Here is a 19,998-nt window from a genome sequence, read left to right as displayed (position 1 = left end):
CGCCTTGATATTTGGTGACTTGTCACCCTCATCGGCAAACGCCCACATGAATTACCTGATCAAATTGTTAAAGAGCTGTTTCGCTTGAGGCTACCAACACTCGACTCGATGAACGGAGCCGCTTGCCTCAGCGAGGAAGGCGTATTCTACGCATTTCCTGATGTTTGTCAACCGCTGTTTTCTGCGGGTGAAGCAAGCGACTTAAACCTCGCTAACTTCCTGACAAACCGAAGGTTTTCACCTTCTTCACCGCTGGTAACGCTGGGCGTCCCCGGCAGCGGATGCGTACTTTACGGATTCGCTGCCGGTTTGGCAAGGCCTTTTTGAAGATAGTTTCAAAAAGTTCAAACAAGCGTCACACGACCGTAACGTTTCTTGCCTGCCTGTATAACGTAGGCCTTACCCGTTGCCAGCATGGTGTCCTGCGCAACCACGTCGCCATCGACTTTAATACTCCCGTTCTTAAGCATGTCTTTCGCCTGGGCACTGTTTTTGGTCAGGCCTGAACGGTTGAGTACGGCAGCAATGGGGGCTTGATCAGCGCCTTCAAAATCCACTTCTATTTCTGGCAGATCGTCAGGCAGTTCGCCATCGGCCAGTTGGTTACCTGCGGACTTGTGCGCATTAGCGGCGGCTTCTTCACCGTGGTAGCGAGCAATCAACTCACGCGCCAGCTCCATTTTCACGTCACGTGGGTTCGCACCCTGCTCAACACTCTGCTTAAGCGCATCAAGCTCTTCGTTGGATTTCAGCGACAGTAGCTCAAAGTAGCGCCACATTAAGCTATCGGGCATTGAAACCAGCTTGTTGAACATGGAACCCGGTGCTTCATCAACGCCCACGTAGTTACCGAGCGACTTTGACATCTTCTGCACGCCGTCCAAGCCTTCCAGTAGCGGCATGGTGATAACGACCTGAGGCTCCTGACCGAAGTGCTTTTGAATTTCACGCCCCATCAGCAGGTTAAACTTCTGGTCGGTGCCGCCCAACTCGATATCCGCTTCCAGCGCCACAGAGTCATAGCCCTGGACCAGCGGATACAGAAACTCATGAATGGCGATAGGCTGATTGGCTTTATAGCGTTTTTCAAAATCATCCCGCTCAAGCATACGCGCAACGGTGCTTTGTGCGGCCAGCTCAATCATCTTGGCGGCGGTCAGCTCGCCAAACCACTCCGCATTAAAGCGCACCTCGGTCTTTTCAGGATCAAGGATCTTGAAAACCTGCTCTTTATAGGTTTCCGCGTTGGCTTTCACATCGGCTTCGGTCAGTGGCTTGCGGGTGATGTTCTTACCCGTCGGGTCACCAATACGTCCAGTGAAGTCACCGATCAGAAAAATAACGGTATGCCCCAGGTCCTGGAATTGACGCATTTTGGTCAGAAGCACGCTGTGACCCAAATGCAGGTCAGGGGCGGTGGGGTCAAAACCAGCTTTGATACGCAGCTTGCGCCCGGAGGCCAGCTTCTTTTTAAGCTCGTCCTCTACGAGGATTTCATGCGTACCCCGCGCCAACAGCGCTAACGTCTGATCCACCTCACTCATTGCCTCTCTCCACTCTAAACGTTGCCCCGTTGGGCATACAGATGAACAATAACCGACGATGTTACCATGCCTGTCCGGCCTGGTTGAGCCTTCGCACCGCCTTGGATACTGCTTTATGAAAACGCTCCCCACTGCTCCCGCGCTTTATTATATGGGTTTAATGTCAGGCACCAGCCTTGACGGCATTGATGCAGCGCTTGTTGCAATCACTCACAGCGCCCCTCCTCGGTTAGTGGCAACCCATGCCGAGCCCATGCCGGAGGCATTACACAGCGCACTATTAACACTATGTAACACAGAGCAGGTAAATTTCGCCCAGTTGGCCTTGGCCGAAAATGCCTTTTGCCATCTTCAGGCGCAGGCTATTAATACCCTTTTGGCCCAGCAAGGTCTTTCACCCAGCCAGATCAGTGCAATCGGCAGCCATGGCCAAACTATCGAGCACGCTCCCGATGGGCATAGTGGCGGCCCCGCCTACACGCTGCAGCTGGATAACCCAAGCCTATTGGCGGAACTGACAGGATGCACGGTCGTCGCCGACTTTCGCCGCCGCGACTTGGCGGCAGGCGGCCAGGCGGCCCCACTTGCGCCCGCCTTTCATCAGGCGCTATTCGGAAGACAAACGATAGAACAACTCATCCTCAACCTGGGCGGGATTGCCAACGTTACCTGGCTACCGCGCCATGCTGAACAGCCGGTATTAGGGTTTGATACCGGCCCAGCTAATGTATTACTGGACGCCTGGTTTGCAAAACATTATCCCGGCCGGTTTGATCAAAACGGCAGCTGGGCTAAAAGCGGCCAGGTAGATAGTGCTCTCTTGGCGCGCTGCCTCAACGAACCCTACTTTCGCCAACCGCCGCCGCGCAGCACCGGGCGCGAACTGTTTCACTTAACGTGGCTCAAGCAGCACCTTACCGGCACGGAATCACCCGAAGATGTGCAGGCCACACTTGCCGAGCTAACAGCGATCAGCGTGGCCGAAGGCATTAAGTACTTATTGCCCGACAACCAACCCGCAACCCTAATCACCTGCGGCGGAGGCGCCCACAACGCCTACTTAATGGCACGCCTTGCCCATTACCTACCTAACGCCACGTTTACCTCGCCATCGGCTTACGGCTGGCCAGAAGACTGGATTGAAGCAGGTGCCTTTGCCTGGCTTGCCCATCAGCGTTTGCACCATTTACCTGGCAACTTACCCTCGGTCACGGGTGCCAGCGGCCTGCGTGTATTAGGGGGCATTTACTCACGCTAAGCGTCAGGCGATGGAAGCTGCTGATATTTATTAGCGAAAAGAGGCCGTTCATACGCATTCTACTTTGCCGAGGATGCTCGCAGTTCGGTAATATCCCTCTCACTTCCAACTGCGGTAAGGTGCTTGAGTATGATGGACATCGCGCTTCCTGAGTCGCTCGCCCAAGCGCGAGAACGTCTGCATCAGGCGCTTTTAGAGGTCAAGCGTCCTTTAAATGACGCAACGCTGCTTGCGGTGAGTAAAACCAAGCCAGCCCCTCTGATTCGCCAGGCTTATGCACTTGGTCAGCGGGCGTTCGGCGAAAACTACCTGCAAGAAGCATTAGACAAGCAGACCGAGCTTGCTGACCTAAACGATATTGTGTGGCATTTCATTGGCCCGCTACAGTCGAATAAAACCCGCGCAGTGGCAGAGCACTTTGACTGGATGCATAGCGTTGACCGTTTAAAAGTTGCCAACCGACTCAGCGAGCAGCGCCCAGGTCATTTAGCGCCGTTAAATATATGTTTACAGGTTAATATTAGCCGTGAGGCGTCTAAATCGGGGGTGATGCCTGAAGACGTTAGGGCGCTGGCCCATGAGGTAGCCCAGCTACCCCGTTTACGGCTGCGCGGTTTAATGGCAATTCCCGCGCCAGCGGACACACTAGAGGCACAGCGCAAGCCGTTAGCCGAACTAAGGCACCTGCTGACAGAACTACAGACAACGCTGCCTCAGGCCCCATTAGATACGCTTTCAATGGGCATGAGTGATGACCTTGAAGCCGCCGTCATGGAAGGTGCCACACTGGTACGTTTAGGCACCGCTATTTTCGGTGCGCGCGGCGCAGTCAATTCATAACACAGGACACGCACATGACAAATAAGATCACTTTCATCGGCGCAGGCAATATGGCGACCGCTATTATCGGCGGCCTTATCGACAGCGGTGTTGCACCCACGGACCTTACCGCCACCGCGCCCAGCAGCAGCGAGCTTGCGCCGGTAAAAGAGCGCCTGGGTATTAATATTCACACCGACAACAACGTTGCCGTCAGTCACGCTGACGTGGTGGTGCTGGCCGTTAAGCCGCAAATCATGCGGGTGGTATGTGAAAAGCTGCGGGAGACTATTCAGCAACAGCGCCCGCTGGTGATCTCCATTGCAGCAGGTCTGGACGCCGCGACCATCGACCAGTGGCTAGGGGGCAATAACGCCCTGGTCCGCTGCATGCCCAACACACCTTCGCTGGTGGGATACGGCGCCAGCGGCCTGTTCGCCAATTCAGCCGTGAGCGATGCCCAGCGCGATATCGCCACTCAGCTAATGGAAGCTGTCGGCATTGTTGAGTGGGTGGAAGAAGAGCCGCTTTTGGACGCGGTAACGGCGGTTTCTGGTAGCGCCCCGGCCTATTTCTTTTTAATGCTTGAAGCCATGGAAGAGGCTGCCGTAACGCTTGGATTACCGGCTGAAACGGCGCGCCGCCTGGCCATCCAAACGGCGCTGGGCGCCGCTACCATGGCGCAGAAGAGTGACAAAGACCCTGCCACGCTCAAGCAAAACGTGATGTCGCCAGGCGGCACCACTGAGCGCGCGATTCATCATCTGGAAGAGGCGCAGTTGCGCACTACCATTGCCGATGCCATGGAGGCCTGTGCCAAGCGCGCCCAGGAAATGGCCCGTGAATTAAGCAGCCACTGAATCATCTAACGTAACGGAGACACCAGCAATGGGCAGTCAATTGGGTAGCGCCGGGTTAACGCTAGTTAACTCGCTGATCAATATCTATTTATTTTTACTGATGCTGCGATTCTTATTGCAGGCATCGCGGGCGGACTACTATAACCCGCTAAGTCAGTCGGTGGTTAAGATCACCCAGCCTGTCGTAAGGCCTTTTCAGAGCTTTTTGGGCCCTGTGGCGGGCCGTTTCGACCTTGCCACGCTCGCCGCAGGCTTTGTGCTAAAAGTAGTGAGCATGGTGGCTATCTTCATGGTGATCGGCATTGGTATCCCGCCCATTGCCGGGCTACTGATTGCCGGGGTGGCGGCGATTGCCAATGCGATATTAAAGATCTACTTTTTCGCTCTGATTGTGATGATCATTTTAAGCTGGGTGGCTCCGAATGCCAGCCACCCGGGCGCACTGCTGGTCATGCAGGTGGTTGAGCCCATCATGGCGCCGGTACGCCGGGTGATTCCACCGCTGGGAATGATCGACCTGTCCCCCATTGTGGTCTTTATTGCCATTAATCTTCTTGATGGGCTGGTGGTTGGCTCTCTGATCCGTGCTGCCGGCATTTCAGGGGCCCTGGTAGGGCTTTAAGGCTTTAGCCCCGCTTCCCCCCGGCTTTATTCAGAAGAACCCTTTTGCAGGACTAACGCTTTCGATGCCCGACTCAGACACGCTTGCCTTTGCTGACCGACCAACGGACGCCGTTGGTCTTGTCACGCCTCATATTGCGCAGTTCGACACGCCACTTGCCCTCGCCTGTGGAAAAGTACTTCCGGAATATGAGCTGATCTATGAGACCTACGGCACCTTAAACGCCGAACGCAGCAATGCGGTGTTGATTTGCCATGCGCTTTCCGGCCACCACCACGCGGCGGGCTACCACAGTCTGGATGACCGCAAGCCCGGCTGGTGGGATGCGCACATTGGGCCAGGTAAATCGATCGACACCAATCGCTTCTTTGTCGTTTCCCTGAATAACCTGGGCGGCTGTCACGGCAGCACCGGCCCGGTTAGCCACAACCCTGAAACCGGTCGCCAGTGGGGGCCAGATTTCCCCATGGTCACGGTCAGCGACTGGGTCGCAAGCCAGGCACGCCTGGCCGACCATCTGGGGATTGAGCGCTGGGCGGCCGCCGTGGGCGGAAGCCTCGGTGGCATGCAGGTACTGCAGTGGACAATAACCTACCCTGAGCGAGTGGCAAATGCCGTGGTGATTGCCGCAACGCCCCGGCTTTCAGCGCAGAACATTGCGTTTAACGAAGTAGCCCGTCAGGCCATTCGCTCAGACACCGAGTTCTTCGGCGGCTGGTACGCCGAGCATGACACCGTACCCAAGCGCGGGTTGAAACTGGCACGCATGGTGGGACATATCACCTACTTGTCAGAAGACGCCATGGGCAGCAAGTTCGGGCGCGACCTTAGAAGCGACGACCTTAACTTCGGCTTCGATGTTGAGTTCCAGGTCGAATCCTACCTGCGCTACCAGGGCGATGCATTCTCCACCGCCTTTGATGCCAATACCTATCTTCTGATGACCAAGGCGCTGGACTATTTCGACCCGGCCGCCACCTGCGGCGGTGACCTGGCCAAAGCGCTTGCCCCTGCACAGTGCCCTTTCTTGATTGTCAGTTTCACTACCGATTGGCGCTTCCCGCCCGCCCGTTCCCGTGAGCTGGTCGATGCCCTTATCCGAGCGGGCAAGTCGGTTAGCTACGCCAATATTGCGTCGCCCCATGGGCACGATGCGTTCCTGCTACCAGAGCCGCGTTATGAAGCGCTGTTCAGCGCCTTTATGAACCGTACTGCTCGTGAGCTAGGCCTGGAGGAGACCCGTTGATGCGCGCCGACCTTGAACTGATTTACGACTGGGTGCCTAAAGGCGCTCACGTACTGGATCTCGCCTGCGGCGATGGCGAACTTCTGGAGAGCCTGGCCCGCGACAAGAGCGTCACTGGCTATGGTCTGGAGATCGACCCAGACGGCATTACCAGCTGCGTGGCACGCGGTGTCAGCGTGATAGAGCACAACCTGGACGACGGACTGGCCAGCTTTTGCGATCACAGCTACGACCTGGTCATCATGACCCAAGCACTCCAGGCACTGCGCCGCCCCGACAAAATGCTTGATGAAATGCTGCGCGTCGCTGACGAAGGCATTATCACCTTCCCCAACTTTGCCTACTGGCGTCACCGCGTCTACCTGGGTCTACGCGGCTACATGCCGGTCTCCAAGTCGCTGCCTCACGCCTGGTACGACACGCCCAACATTCACTTGTCGACCTTTAACGACTTCGAGCAGCTGTGCCGTGAAAAGGGCCTGGTCATCGTGGATCGTGCCGTGGGTGTGGGCGAGCGCCGCGGGCACTGGACCTCAAAGTGGTGGCCCAACCTCTTCGGCGAGATCGCCATCTTTCGCGTACGTCGCCGTTAAGCGAACCGGCAGCGTGCGCGCAAGCGTTACGCTGACCGGAACACCCTCCTTCCACTGAGTGCTCGTACCATACGCGAGCACTTCAACACCGCTGGCAACCGCCGCCTCAAGCCCTGCCGCATAGGTGGCGTCGATATGTGCAGCGGGTGCAACATCGTTAATACCTTCGTGGGCAATGCAAAACAGCAGCACGGCCCGCTCCCCCTGCAAGGCCAATGCACTTAACGCCTGCAGGTGTTTAAGCCCGCGCACGCTTACCGAGTCGGGGAAATAACCGTATCCATCCTGCTCTTTGAGGGTTACCTGTTTGACCTCAATGTACGCGCGCCCTTTCACCGGGTCCTCAAGAAGAAAATCAAGCCGCGACTCCCCGACCTTTACCTCACGACGCTGGCAGGCATAACCGGTAAGCGCCTCCAGTTGGTTAGCACTGAGCGCCGCCTCGACAATCCGGTTGGTTCGCCCCGTATGAACCGATACCAACGACACGCGACCATCGGGCTGGGGCAGCTCAATGAACTCCCATGTCCATAAAAGCTTGCGCTTGGGGTTATCACTGGGTGACAGCCACACTCGGCAGCCGGGCACATTGACGGCTTTCATCGACCCGGTATTGGGGCAGTGCGCTACCACTTCTCGGCCATCGTCCAAGCGCACGTCAGCAAAAAAACGCTTATAGCGGCGCAGCAGCGTACCGGGAACCAGTGACGGATAACCCAATGGAGAAGGCAGCGAAGAGGCCCGTGTCATAGCCGCCCCACGAAGCGGGTGATCCGCGCCACCGCCTCCTCAAGCCGAGCAACATCATTGGTAAACGCAATCCGCACATGGTGCTCGCCACCGCGCACGGCAAAATCAATACCGGGGGTAATGGCTACGTTTTCCTCTTCCAGCAGCCGTTCACAAAAGGCCTGGCTATCGCGGCTATAGCGCGAGATATCCAGCCAGACATAAAACGCGCCTTGAGGCGGTAAGTCGGGCGCCAGGCCAAGCGTCGCCAGCCCATCAAGCAATACCTGACGGCGCTCAGCGAGAATTTCACGACGCTGCTCCAGAATCGCCCGGCACTCGGGAGTGAAAGCGGCAAGCGCTGCATGCTGAGACGGGGTAGAAGCCGCCAGAAAGACGTTCTGGGCAAGCCGGGTTAAAGGCTCAACCGCACGCGACGGCGCGACCAACCAGCCCAGGCGCCAGCCGGTCATACCGAAATATTTTGAGAAGCTGTTAACCACAAACGCTTCGCTGGAAAGTGATGTCGCAGACAGCGGAACATCGTCGTAGTTGAGTCCTTGATAGATCTCGTCAACGATCACTTCGCCCGAGCGCGTGGCCACAGCGTCCAGCACTTGAGACAGCTGCTCAGCACTCAAGGTGTGCCCGGTAGGGTTGGAGGGCGAAGCCAGCATGGCCAGCCGGGTTTCATCACGCCAGTGCCGCTCGACCAAACCGGCATCCAACTGCCAGCCGCTCTCACGCCCCACGGAAACCGCGTCAACTTCAGCGCCTGCCAACGCCATAAAGTGGCGGTTGCATGGATAATTGGGGTCCGCCATCAGCACCCGGTCACCGCTCTCTACAAGCAGTTGGCTTGCCAGCAGCAGCGCGCCGGATGCACCCGGCGTAACCAGAATTCGGGCAGGGTCCACGTCAGCATTAAAGTGTTCAGCGTAGTGCCTGGCAATGGCCTCACGTAGCGCAGGCAGCCCGGCGGCGGGAGTGTAACGCGTCTGGCCACGTGATAAGGCCTGTTGACCTGCCGCAATGACCGACTCAGGCGTGGCAAAGTCTGGTTCGCCGACCTCCAGATGAATCACGTCATGCCCCGCCGCCTCCCGCGCCTGGGCCATTTCCAATAGATGCATCACGCGAAAAGGTGCCACGTGGCTGATTCGTGGGCTCCAGGCCATAACGGCTCCTTCATCTAGCAAAGTTAAAGCATGACAGGGGTCTTACAAGCAGTAGGACCATAGTCGCAAACGCACCATTATGCTTGCAAAGCGGGAGTTTTTCAGCTAAACAAGCATCCCTTTGGCGTGAGATCGTGGCATACGCTCATGATCGATCAGCAGTCATATACGTAAGGGGCAATCCCATGCCAGTAGCGGAAAAAAAACCGGAAGCGGCCAAGTCCTTCACTCCGTATGAGTCGGCACCGGGTGAAGAGTACATGAACGATAAGCAGTTGGCGCATTTTCGTCAGCTGCTGTTGGACTGGAAGCAAGACCTCATGGAAGAGGTGGACCGCACCGTGCGCCACCTTCAGGAAGACGCCAACAACTACGCCGACCCCGCCGACCGGGCAACGCAGGAAGAGGGCTTTAGCCTTGAACTGCGCACTCGCGACCGCGAGCGCAAGCTGCTCAAGAAAATCAATGAAACCATCGAAAATATCGACGACGACGATTATGGTTTCTGCGAAGCATGCGGCGTTGAAATCGGTATTCGTCGTTTGGAAGCCCGTCCTACCGCCACCCTTTGCGTTGATTGCAAAACCCTGGCGGAACTTAAAGAAAAACAGCTTGGCGGCTAAGCCGGTTATTTAAACCCTTGGTACGCTAACGCTGAAGCGGGCACCTTTGGGTGCCCGCTTTTGTTTTGGGTAAAGGTTTGCATGATGTCTTCTATCAGCTACCGGGGGCGCTTTGCCCCCACTCCTTCAGGGCCTTTGCATTTTGGTTCGCTTGTTGCAGCGCTCGGCAGTTATCTGGATGCCCGTGCCGCTGGCGGGCGCTGGCTGGTGCGTATTGAAGATATCGACCCACCGCGCTGCCCCCAAGGGGCAGACGCCACCATTTTGCGCCAGTTGGAACGCTTTGGCTTACAGTGGGATGAAACGCTATGCTGGCAGCACAACCGCCATGACGCTTATCAACAAGCGCTGGATCAACTCATTGATCAGCGCTTGGCGTATCCTTGTAGCTGCTCACGCAAACAGTGGCAATCGCATGCTATTTATCCAGGCTGGTGCCGTGACGGATTAAGGGAGCCGGATAAGCCGGTTGCCTGGCGGTTACGCAGTGACCTGGCCAAGCGCCCGATTGTCTGGCAGGACCGTCTGTTTGGCGCGCAGCAGTTTGACCCAGTAGCGCTGGGTGACGTGGTACTTAAGCGCAAGGATGGTCTTTGGGCTTATCAGTTGGCGGTCGTCGTTGACGATGCCGAGCAGGGTATTACCGACGTGGTTCGTGGGCTCGATTTACTCGACAACACCCCTTGGCAGCGTCAGCTTCAAAGCGCTTTGAAGCTTCCAGAACCGCGCTATTTACATTTGCCACTGGTCGTCACCCCAGACGGCCAAAAGCTTTCAAAACAGAACCTGGCCCCGGCGCTTGCCGAGGACGAGGACGGCAGGCGGCGCCAGCTTTTTCAGGCGCTTCAAGCGCTTGATCAAGCACCACCGGACACTCTGGCCACAGAACCTCCTGCCAGCCAGCTACACTGGGCAGTGGCAAACTGGGCGATTGAGCGCCTTTCCCCCACCGAACACCGCCGCTCGCCGTAAGGAGTTCTCCATGTATGTCTATCGCATCATGCTGTTTTTGGTGTTTGGCGGTTATTTACTCTCTCCGTTATTAATGGACGGCTGGAGCAATCCGAGCACGGCCTGGTACCGCCCGTTCGCTATCTGGGGCGTGTTGATTGCGCTCACGCTATGGCTTGAGCAAAAAAGGAAGTTAGATGAGCGTTGAGTTAACCGGCGTTTTACTGCTCGGCCTGGGCTTCCTGGGGCTGATGTTTAGCTGTGGCGTCGCCGTTGAGCGCGGCTGGTTGCCAACATACGTTACCCGCCACCCCATCGTTTACACCCTCGCACTCGGCGTTTATGCCAGCGCTTGGGCAATTTATGGCAGCGTTGAACTTGCGGCCCAGGCAGGGTTTGGCTACCTGGCTTACTACCTGGGCGCGGCCGGTACCTTTCTACTTGCCCCGGTCCTGCTGGTGCCTATCCAGCGGATTACCCGCACGTATCAGCTCGCCTCACTCGCGGATCTGTTTGCGTTCCGGTTTCGTTCGCGCTGGGCAGGCTCACTGGTCACGTTAATCAGTCTTTTGGCCGTGCTGCCACTGTTAGGCATTCAAGTTCAAACCTTGAGCAGCGCTATTCAATGGCTCACCGGCAGTGCCTATAGTTCCGCGGTCGCCCTGCTATTTTGTGGGCTGATTGCGGTACTCGCCGTGATGTTCGGAGCCCGACATAGCCATACGCGCCAGGACCCGCTAATCAGCATGTTGGCGCTTGAGTCTCTGATCAAACTACTCGCCATGCTGTGCCTGGGAGCGGTGGCCTTATGGCTTGTGTTTGATGGACCCAATGATTTACAACGCTGGCTTGAGGGGCCAGGCCTACAAGCCCAGCAGGCAACCTATCAGTTGGATGACGCTCAATGGCGCACGCTGTTACTGCTGTTTTTTGCAGCCGCGTTCATGATGCCCCATCTATTTCATATTACCTTTGCCGAAAACCTGTCACGCCACACCCTGCTTCAGGCCAGCTGGACATTACCGCTTTACCTGTTATTGATGGCCTTGCCGATACCGCTTATCTGGTGGGCCGCTCAATCGGTCAATAACGAGCTTCCGATCACTGCCTACGCGGTGTATATGATCAGCGAACACTGGTGGGTTAAAGCGCTGGCTTTTCTGGCCGGGCTAGCTGCGGTCACCGGTACGATGATCATGATCGCCCTGGCGCTATCCGGCATGGTGCTCAACCATATTGTGCTGGTGGCCAGGCCGCCCGAAGCGCGTAGTGACCTTTATGGCTGGCTACTCTGGCTACGCCGAGCCTTGGTGGTCGGCGTGATTGTTAGCGGCTGGCTATTTTATGAGGGGGTTGGGCGCCATCACGACCTCGTGAGCCTGGGCATGGCCTCTTTTGTGGGTATGGCGCAGTGCTTGCCCGGCATGCTGGCACTGCTTTACTGGCCAGGCGCAAACCGCAAAGGCATGGTTGTTGGCCTTATCGCAGGTGTCATCCTATGGCTTTGGGGGCTTTGGCTACCGCTTATCTTCACGTTCCCGACCCCCGCACTGCCCTTTACTCACCTGATGAGCGACAGTGCGCCGCCCTGGTACACGGTAACGCTGGTATCACTGGCGACCAACATTGTTCTCTTGATGGTTATTTCGCTGTTTACACGTATTTCAGAGGGCGAAAAATCAGCCGCCGAGGCGTGCTCCGTCGATGCCGTTATCCGCTCCAAGCGGCTACCGCTGGAGGCAGCCACCGCTGCTGACTTTTCTACGCACCTGGCGCAAGCGATCGGCGATGAAGCCGCCCAGCGAGAAGTATCCAGAGCATTAAAAGCGCTCAAGTTTACGCCACAAGAACGCCGCCCTTACGCACTGCGCCGCCTGCGTGACCGTATTCAGGCCAACCTGTCAGGCTTAATGGGGCCTTCGGTCGCACGTGACATTGTCGACCGCTACCTGCCCTACCGCCATGACGACGCCCCGGTAACGGACGATATCCACTTTGTGGAGAGCCGCCTGGAAGCCTACCGTTCACGCCTGACCGGGCTTGCCCGAGAGCTTGACGGACTGCGCCGCCACCACCGCCAAACGCTGGCTTATCTTCCTGTTGGCCTGTGCGTATTTGGCGATGACAAAGAGCTTTTGATGTGGAACGAGGCGCTTTCCCAGCTTTCTGGCATCAGCGGCGAAAGCGTGATTGGCGCGCGCTGCGATAATTTACCTGCGCCGTGGCCTGAGCTATTGGGCAACGTCTTGCTAGCTACCCACACACCGCTGTATAAGCAGGCGGTGTCGCTGCACGGCAAGGATTACTTTCTTACCCTGCATAAAGCCGAGCTTAGCGGCCACGACAGCCGAGGCGGCAGCGTGGTGTTGGTCGAAGACCACACCGAGATGAAATGGCTGGAAGATGAGTTAGTCCATGCTGCCCGCCTGGCTTCTATTGGCCAGTTGGCAGCCGGCGTTGCCCACGAGATTGGCAACCCGATTACCGGGATTTCGTCACTGGCGCAAAATTTACGCTACGATACCAACGACCCTGCTCTGCTGGAGACTGCGGATCAGATCCAGCAGCTAACCCGGCGCGTAACGACCATTGTGAACTCGCTGGTCGGCTTTGCGCATGGCGGGCGCCAGGCGGGCCCGCCGCCCGCGTCTCCTGCGGCGCTTAACACGCTAAGCGAAGACGCATTAAACTTGATCCACCTGGCGCGTTCGGGTGAGGATGTAACGTTGACCAATGCATGCCCTGATGGTCTTGTGGTACGCGGGGATGCTCAGCGTTTAACCCAGGTGATGGTCAACCTGCTTAGCAACGCCAGGGACGCTTGCATGCCCGGCGGCCAGGTGGTGATTACCGCAGGGCAGCAGGCAGGCAGTGCCTGGTGGCGGGTAACGGATAACGGCCAGGGAATTGACCCTCGCGTGCGTGACCACTTGTTTGAGCCATTCACCACGACCAAACCTGCAGGCGAAGGCACAGGACTTGGGCTGTCGCTTGCGTATCAAATTATCAATGAGCACCAAGGCAGAATAGACGTGGCCTCGCCGCCGCCCAATGAGCCTCGCGGCACGGCCATTACGCTTTGGCTGCCGCTTTACCAACAGGATGGCCAGCGACCCTATGCCCAGGATTCTGATTGTTGAAGATGAAGCGATTATTCGCAGTGCGCTAAAACGCCTGCTTGAGCGTCATGACTACACCGTCAGCGAAGCAGGCAGCGTTGAAGAGGCCAACCAACTAACGCTTCCTGAGTTCGACCTCATCATCAGTGACCTGCGTCTGCCGGGCGAGCCTGGCACCACGTTGATTGGCGCTGCTGCTCCCGCACCGGTGCTGATCATGACCAGCTATGCCAGCATGCGCTCAGCGGTAGATGCCTTAAAACAAGGTGCCGTCGATTATATCGCCAAGCCGTTTGACCATACTGAAATGCTGGAGACCGTTGAGCGTATATTGCATCAGCAGTCGATGCAGCATGGTGAACCCCCTGCGATTACTGATGATGGTGGCAGCCAGCAGATGATGATTGGCGAGTGCGCGGCCATGCAGCAGGTCTATACGCGTATCCGCAAAACCGCCCCGGCCGATGTGACCGTGCTGATTTTAGGAGAATCAGGTACCGGTAAAGAGCTGGTTGCGCGGGCTATTCACCAACAAAGCAAGCGCGCTAGCGCCCCGCTAATCAGCGTTAACTGTGCCGCTATTCCCGAAACGCTGATTGAGTCTGAACTATTCGGCCATGAGAAAGGCGCGTTTACCGGCGCCAGCGCATCACGTACCGGCCTGGTGGAGGCCGCCGACCAGGGCACGCTGTTTCTTGATGAGATTGGTGAGCTGCCCCTTGATGCCCAGGCACGCCTGCTGCGTGTGTTACAGGAGGGAGAAATCCGCAAGATTGGTTCTGTGGAAACCCGCCACGTTAATGTCCGCCTAATTGCCGCGACCCACCGCGACCTGCGTGCCTTATCCAAAAGTGGTGAATTTCGCCTGGACCTTTACTACCGCTTAAACGTGATGCAGATCGAGCTCCCCCCGCTGCGCGAACGCGAAGACGACGTGCTCCAGATTGCCGATATCTTGCTGGATAAAGCGTGCACGCGTCACGAACGCCCCGGTCTACGGCTTTCAAGGGCCGCCCGCCAGGACCTGCGTGATTACCCGTGGCCAGGTAACGTTCGTGAACTTGAAAATGCCCTGGAGCGAGGCGTGATTTTAGCCGAAGGCCATCTGATTCACCCGGATGATCTCGGACTGGCACCTGCACCGCCTCGTGCCCATTCACAGGCGAGTTCAGCGGCCTCCTCCAGCGACGAGAGCACGCCAGCGGAGGATGAGGATGACCTCTCTTTGGAAGACTATTTCCAGCACTTTGTGCTTGAGCATCAAGACCTGATGAGCGAAACCGAGCTGGCTCAAAAACTGGGCATTAGTCGTAAAAACCTGTGGGAACGGCGCCAACGGCTTGGCATCCCGCGTAAAAAAACTGCTCGGCGTCCCAACTGACGCCGCTGACTGGCTTGCCCGCAAGCGCCTCACACCAAGTGCTTACGACCATCGTCTACTATACTGATTTAAATAAAAAATAACCGATTTACGTTACCCAATCATTGTTACCTACCCACACAATGCCCGTAAAAAATCGGACCAAAAACGGTAACACTTATCTGTCACCGAAGTTCCTCAAAATAAAAAAATAATCATAAGCACATGAAATAAATAAACATTTAAACAAGTGGCACGACGAGTGCAATATTACTGGGTAAGAAAAATAAACTGGGCCAAGCGGTGGGTCACTAACAAAAACAACATGACACCACCCTAACCTGAGCCATAACAAAAACAACAAGGCCAGGAGAGATAACAGCACTAATAATAACAACAGGCTTCAATCTCATGACTTGCTGGCGCTAAGCACAATAAGCGCAGCTAATAAAAACAACAGGTAGCAAGTGCCCAAAATGGACGCGACGTACACCAAATGATCTGCGCCCCAACAAGAATAATAGCAGTGAGTGTGTACACCCCCGGAACCAACAATAATACGTCGGGGAAGAAAAGTTCGCGGTTGGATTATTGTTTTGAATACGAGGCGGTCGGATACTGCCTATCGACTGCGGTGCGTATTCAGGGCGATGTGCCATCATGAAGAAAAACAGCAGCATGGACGCTGATTAAATGCTTTATAGGGGAGGCTCTTTTAGCCTCCCCTTTCCGCGTTTAAAGGGGAAGGCGTTCGCAAACCTGCCCGAGGTGCTTTGCAAGCGTAAAGGGGTCGGCTACACTCATCGGCTTACCGCTTACTTCACGGTCACTTTTTCGATACCCTGCGAGTCGATATCGCCGCATGTTCAAAGGATTTACCCGTTTCTTACATAGCCCGGGAGAGCAATTGAAAACCCTGCTCGATCCCCAAGAGAGTGGAACCGCTCTCAGCCCACGCATTATCCCTCGGTCCGAGCACCCTGTTTCTCGCCAACATATCAGCGACGCTGCGCTAAAAGTGCTTTACCGCCTTAGCGGTGCAGGCTTCGACGCCTACCTGGTGGGCGGATGTATTCGCGATGCGCTGCTTGGCAAAATGCCCAAGGACTTTGACGTTGCCACCAACGCCACGCCGGAGCAGGTGCGTGACCTGTTTCGCAATTCGCGTTTGATTGGCCGACGCTTTCGTATTGTCCATGTCCGCTTTGGGCGCGAGGTCATCGAAGTCACTACGTTCCGTGGCAAGCCACAAGACGAACACGGCGAGAATATCGCTCACCAGTCGGACGCCGGCTTGCTGCTGCGAGACAATGTATGGGGCAGCATTGAGGAAGATGCCTTACGGCGTGACTTCACCGTTAACGCGCTGTATTACAACATTGCCGACTTCAGCCTTCACGACTTTGCCAACGGTGCGCGTGATATTGAATCGCGCACGCTGCGCCTGATTGGCGACCCGGCCACCCGCTACCGGGAAGACCCGGTGCGTATGCTGCGCGCCGTTCGCTTCGCGGCCAAGCTCGACTTCACTATTGAGCCTGACACCGAAGCGCCGATGTACGACCTTGCGCCGCTGTTGCTGCAAATTCCGCCTGCACGGCTATTTGATGAAGTGCTCAAGATGTTTATGTCAGGCTATGGGTTGGCAACCTTCCGCCTGCTTAGCCATTACGGCCTGTTTGGCATGCTCTTCCCCGAATCGGAAGAGGCCATGGCCGATGCGGCGTGGGCGGAAAAGCTCATTGAATTCGCCTTGGCCAATACCGATAAGCGCATTGCCGAAGGTCGCCCGGTGACGCCTGCCTTCCTGCTGGCCGCCTTCTTATGGGCCCCGGTTGCCAATCGCCAGGCCGAGCTTGAAAGTGAAGGCATGCCCGCGATACCGGCACTGCAAACGGCATCGCAGGAGGTGGTGTCGCGTCAATTGGAACATACCTCTATCCCTAAACGCTTTGGCATGCCCATGCGCGATATTTGGGAGCTACAGGCACGTCTGCCGTTACGACGTGGCAAGCGTGCGTTCCAAACCCGCGAGCACCCACGGTTTCGTGCCGCTTACGACTTACTACTGCTGCGTGAGCAGGCGGGCGAAATCCCGCGCGGCTTGGGCGACTGGTGGACGGCCTTCCAGCAGGGCGACGAGCATGAGCAGCTTCGCTTGCTACAAAAAATTGGGGGCGACCCGGCAAGCCAGGGCGACCGCCGCCGCAAACGGCGCCGTAAACCCACGCGCAAATCGGAAAAGTGAGCAACGCATGAGCCCGACATCGCTTACGTATATTGGCTTGGGTAGTAATCTCGATGATCCTATCAGGCAGGTGCGCCAGGCGATTTCGGCACTTGCCCTGCTGCCCTTGAGCCAGTTGACGGCCACTTCCTCACTTTACGCGAGCCGCCCGGTTGGCCCCCAGGACCAGCCGGATTTTGTCAACGCAGTAGTCGCCCTGACAACGCGCCTTTCACCGCTGGCGCTGCTTGACCAACTACAGGCGCTGGAACAACAGCACCGGCGCCAGCGGCTACGCCACTGGGGCCCACGCACACTGGATCTGGATTTACTGCTTTTTGACCAGCAGATAATTGCCTACCCGCGTTTAAACGTTCCCCATCCGCGTATGCACGAGCGCGCCTTTGTGCTCGCTCCCCTGGCGGAACTGGATGCAACGCTGACGCTTCGCCAGCAGCCGGTAAGCGAATGGCTAAATCAAATCCCCGAACCAGGCATTCAGCGTTTAGTCGAAGATGGTCCTGCCTAAGCGGTTATCTTGCTACCCTAGCCTCGACACACAACACTGGACCGGGTAACAATCGCTTTCCAGCCCACACACCAACGTTCTGGTTTGTCTTTCAGGGCCCATTTTTCAAGACCCGTTTTTTAAGAACTATTTTCAAAAACCATTTTTAAGAACATCGCAACAGCGTGATATTAACAACGGTCGGCTGCCCATGCCGCAGCGGCCACGACGAGTGAGAGCATGCCATGAAACCCGTGACTCTAAGCACGCTACAGGCCTACAAGTGCGCTGGCGAAACATTTAGTTGCTTAACCGCTTACGATGCCTCCTTTGCCCAAGCGGCTAGCCACGCCGGTATCGACGTGCTTTTGGTGGGTGACTCGCTCGGCATGGTGCTCCAGGGGCATACCAGCACGCTCCCCGTGACAGTCGACGATATTTGCTACCACACCCGCTGTGCCGCACGCGGCAAAGGCCATAGCCTGTTGATGGTTGACCTGCCGTTTATGAGTAACGCCTCTACACAGCGCATGCTGGAAGACGGCGCAGCTCTCATGCGAGCCGGTGCGGAACTGGTCAAGGTAGAAGGCGAAGCCTGGATGGCCGAGGGGATCCGTGAGCTAACACGCCGCGGCGTGCCCGTATGCGCCCACTTGGGCTTAACGCCACAGGCGGTTTATCAGCTAGGTGGCTACAAGGTACAAGGACGAGACACCGCCCAGGCAGAGCGTATCCTGCAAGATGCCAAAGTGCTGGTTGAGGCGGGCGCTTCGGTTATATTACTGGAGTGCGTACCGGCAAGCCTGGGCAAGGCCATTACCGACGCGCTTGATGTACCGGTCATCGGAATTGGTGCAGGCCCCGATACCGATGGTCAAATTCTGGTCATGCATGATGTGCTCGGCGTCACCCATGGCCGCCCGCCGCGGTTTGTGAAAAATTTCATGGCAGATGCTGGCAATATTCAGGGCGCTTTTCAGGACTTCCACGAGGCGGTCAAAACGCGCGCCTTCCCTGCTCCCGAGCACTGCTTCTAACCTGCCCGTTTGCGACGTAACCTTACGACACATGACTATGCGTACATTGCGAGAGATCAACGACCTGCGCAGCCTGCTGCGCGACTACCGAACGCACGGCCAGCGAATCGCGCTCGTGCCGACCATGGGCAATCTTCATGCCGGGCATTTAGCGCTGGTTGCCAAGGCGCGTGAGCACGCAGATGTTGTTGTTGCCAGCCTGTTTGTGAACCCCATGCAGTTTGGGCCTAACGAAGACCTGGACGGCTACCCGCGCACCTTCACCGATGACCAGGCAAAGCTTAGGGCAGCCGGATGCGACGTGCTCTTTTCACCCTCGGTAAGCACGCTTTATCCCAATGGGCTAACCTCGCAAACGTGCGTTCACGTGCCTGACGTGGGAGAGGGCCTGTGCGGTGGCTCACGGCCCGGGCACTTTGACGGCGTGTCTACCGTTGTCACTCTGCTGTTTAACCTGGTACAGCCCGACGTTGCCTGCTTTGGTGAGAAGGACTACCAGCAGCTTGCCGTTATTCGCAAGTGTGTGCAGGACCTGCATATGCCGATTGACATTATTGGCGTGCCGATTGTGCGCGACGACGATGGGCTGGCGCTTTCATCGCGTAACGGCTACTTGAGCGATGCCGAACGCGCGATAGCCCCTACGCTTTACCGCACGCTGTGTGAATTGCGCGACGCGTTAGAGCAGGGGGAGCCGCTTGAAACCATGCTGGCGAACGGGTTGATTGAGCTTACCGAGGCAGGCTTTACGCCCGATTATCTTGAGCTTCGTACGCCCGAGTTAACGCCTGTTAGCACCACCACGCGTGACGCGGTATTACTGGCCGCTGCTCGGCTAGGTCCCGCTCGCTTGATTGATAATCTCAGCGTGCAACTGCCCGCTTGATCCATTACGTTTTATCGCCAAGCCGCAGGCTTCGCAACCAGGAGTTGTTATGCAAACAATTATGCTCAAAGCCAAGCTCCATATGGCACGCGTTACCCATGCAGTGCTTAACTACGAAGGGTCTTGCGCCATTGATGGCGACCTGCTGGATATGGCCGGTATTCGTGAAAACGAACAAATCCAGATCTATAACGTTGAAAACGGTGAGCGTTTTACCACCTACGCGATCCGTGGCGAAGAAGGCTCTCGTTTGATTTCGATTAACGGCGCGGCGGCGCATTTAGCCGCCCCCGGTCACCGGATTATTATTTGTAGCTACGCCCACTATTCGGAAGCCGAGCTTGAACAGCACCAGCCAGCTCTGGTCTACCTGCAGGAAGGTAACGAGGTTAGCCATACCAGCAACGCTATCCCGGTGCAGCTGGCGTAGGCTACGCA

General features: G+C 56.7%; 19 protein-coding genes. 16 read left to right on the top strand and 3 right to left on the bottom strand.

Going from position 1 to position 19,998, the window contains the following annotated elements; genetic code table 11:
* Positions 1-344 precede the first annotated feature (344 nt).
* Positions 345-1,544, bottom strand: coding sequence for a tyrosine--tRNA ligase (gene tyrS / locus ACT3T6_RS05410; protein ID WP_193053265.1), 1,200 nt, complete (start codon positions 1,542-1,544; stop codon positions 345-347).
* Between the two features lie 115 nt (positions 1,545-1,659).
* Between tyrS and ACT3T6_RS05405 the strand changes: the two genes are divergently transcribed.
* From ACT3T6_RS05405 to metW, 6 genes are all read left to right on the top strand, one after another.
* On the top strand, positions 1,660-2,802 hold the full coding sequence (locus ACT3T6_RS05405; protein ID WP_193053264.1) for an anhydro-N-acetylmuramic acid kinase: 1,143 nt from the start codon (positions 1,660-1,662) through the stop codon (positions 2,800-2,802).
* A gap of 129 nt (positions 2,803-2,931) precedes the next feature.
* Entirely contained in the window at positions 2,932-3,642 is a 711-nt protein-coding gene (locus tag ACT3T6_RS05400) for a YggS family pyridoxal phosphate-dependent enzyme (protein WP_193053263.1), read from the top strand.
* Between the two features lie 14 nt (positions 3,643-3,656).
* A complete protein-coding gene (gene proC, locus ACT3T6_RS05395) occupies positions 3,657-4,481 on the top strand; it encodes a pyrroline-5-carboxylate reductase (protein ID WP_172117573.1) in 825 nt (274 codons plus the stop codon).
* Between the two features lie 28 nt (positions 4,482-4,509).
* On the top strand, positions 4,510-5,103 hold the full coding sequence (locus ACT3T6_RS05390; RefSeq protein ID WP_172117574.1) for a YggT family protein: 594 nt from the start codon (positions 4,510-4,512) through the stop codon (positions 5,101-5,103).
* A 64-nt stretch (positions 5,104-5,167) separates the two neighbouring features.
* Positions 5,168-6,349, top strand: coding sequence for a homoserine O-succinyltransferase MetX (gene metX, locus ACT3T6_RS05385; RefSeq protein ID WP_193053262.1), 1,182 nt, complete (start codon positions 5,168-5,170; stop codon positions 6,347-6,349).
* Positions 6,349-6,942 carry a methionine biosynthesis protein MetW gene (gene metW / locus ACT3T6_RS05380; protein ID WP_172117576.1) on the top strand — a complete coding sequence of 198 codons (594 nt, stop codon included), beginning with the start codon at positions 6,349-6,351 and terminating at the stop codon, positions 6,940-6,942. The genes metX and metW overlap by 1 nt, the downstream gene beginning before the upstream one ends.
* Here the strand turns inward: metW and sfsA are convergent.
* A complete protein-coding gene (gene sfsA / locus ACT3T6_RS05375) occupies positions 6,883-7,692 on the bottom strand; it encodes a DNA/RNA nuclease SfsA (protein WP_193053261.1) in 810 nt (269 codons plus the stop codon). The two genes, metW and sfsA, sit on opposite strands and share 60 nt — an antisense overlap.
* The gene (locus ACT3T6_RS05370) at positions 7,689-8,849 is read right to left on the bottom strand and encodes an aminotransferase class I/II-fold pyridoxal phosphate-dependent enzyme (protein WP_193053260.1); all 1,161 of its coding nucleotides are present in this window, start codon (positions 8,847-8,849) and stop codon (positions 7,689-7,691) included. The genes sfsA and ACT3T6_RS05370 overlap by 4 nt, the downstream gene beginning before the upstream one ends.
* A 185-nt stretch (positions 8,850-9,034) precedes the next feature.
* Here ACT3T6_RS05370 and dksA point away from each other — a divergent pair, with 185 nt between their 5' ends.
* From dksA to panD, 10 genes are all read left to right on the top strand, one after another.
* Positions 9,035-9,472, top strand: coding sequence for an RNA polymerase-binding protein DksA (gene dksA / locus ACT3T6_RS05365; RefSeq protein ID WP_087108663.1), 438 nt, complete (start codon positions 9,035-9,037; stop codon positions 9,470-9,472).
* A gap of 81 nt (positions 9,473-9,553) precedes the next feature.
* The gene (gene gluQRS / locus ACT3T6_RS05360; RefSeq protein WP_193053259.1) at positions 9,554-10,444 is read left to right on the top strand and encodes a tRNA glutamyl-Q(34) synthetase GluQRS; all 891 of its coding nucleotides are present in this window, start codon (positions 9,554-9,556) and stop codon (positions 10,442-10,444) included.
* Between the two features lie 10 nt (positions 10,445-10,454).
* The gene (locus tag ACT3T6_RS05355; RefSeq protein ID WP_172117580.1) at positions 10,455-10,631 is read left to right on the top strand and encodes a hypothetical protein; all 177 of its coding nucleotides are present in this window, start codon (positions 10,455-10,457) and stop codon (positions 10,629-10,631) included.
* Positions 10,621-13,563, top strand: a complete 2,943-nt coding sequence (locus ACT3T6_RS05350; protein WP_193053258.1) for an ATP-binding protein — start codon at positions 10,621-10,623, stop codon at positions 13,561-13,563. The genes ACT3T6_RS05355 and ACT3T6_RS05350 overlap by 11 nt, the downstream gene beginning before the upstream one ends.
* Positions 13,541-14,923, top strand: a complete 1,383-nt coding sequence (locus ACT3T6_RS05345; protein WP_193053257.1) for a sigma-54-dependent transcriptional regulator — start codon at positions 13,541-13,543, stop codon at positions 14,921-14,923. Before ACT3T6_RS05350 ends, ACT3T6_RS05345 begins: the two co-directional genes overlap by 23 nt.
* A gap of 841 nt (positions 14,924-15,764) precedes the next feature.
* Positions 15,765-17,150 carry a polynucleotide adenylyltransferase PcnB gene (pcnB, locus tag ACT3T6_RS05340; RefSeq protein ID WP_172117583.1) on the top strand — a complete coding sequence of 462 codons (1,386 nt, stop codon included), beginning with the start codon at positions 15,765-15,767 and terminating at the stop codon, positions 17,148-17,150.
* Between the two features lie 7 nt (positions 17,151-17,157).
* Positions 17,158-17,658, top strand: a complete 501-nt coding sequence (gene folK / locus ACT3T6_RS05335) for a 2-amino-4-hydroxy-6-hydroxymethyldihydropteridine diphosphokinase (RefSeq protein ID WP_193053256.1) — start codon at positions 17,158-17,160, stop codon at positions 17,656-17,658.
* A gap of 224 nt (positions 17,659-17,882) precedes the next feature.
* A complete protein-coding gene (gene panB / locus ACT3T6_RS05330; RefSeq protein WP_193053255.1) occupies positions 17,883-18,674 on the top strand; it encodes a 3-methyl-2-oxobutanoate hydroxymethyltransferase in 792 nt (263 codons plus the stop codon).
* Between the two features lie 37 nt (positions 18,675-18,711).
* Positions 18,712-19,560, top strand: a complete 849-nt coding sequence (gene panC / locus ACT3T6_RS05325) for a pantoate--beta-alanine ligase (protein WP_193053254.1) — start codon at positions 18,712-18,714, stop codon at positions 19,558-19,560.
* 49 nt (positions 19,561-19,609) lie between these two features.
* Complete coding sequence (panD, locus tag ACT3T6_RS05320) at positions 19,610-19,990, top strand: aspartate 1-decarboxylase (protein ID WP_087108680.1); 381 nt, start codon at positions 19,610-19,612, stop codon at positions 19,988-19,990.
* Positions 19,991-19,998 lie beyond the last annotated feature (8 nt).

It is taken from the genome of Halomonas sp. 72 (assembly GCF_052379785.1).
Lineage (GTDB): Bacteria > Pseudomonadota > Gammaproteobacteria > Pseudomonadales > Halomonadaceae > Vreelandella > Vreelandella citrativorans.
The sequence above is the reverse complement of the archived record's forward strand: the minus strand, read 5'-3'. Positions and strand labels throughout refer to the sequence as shown.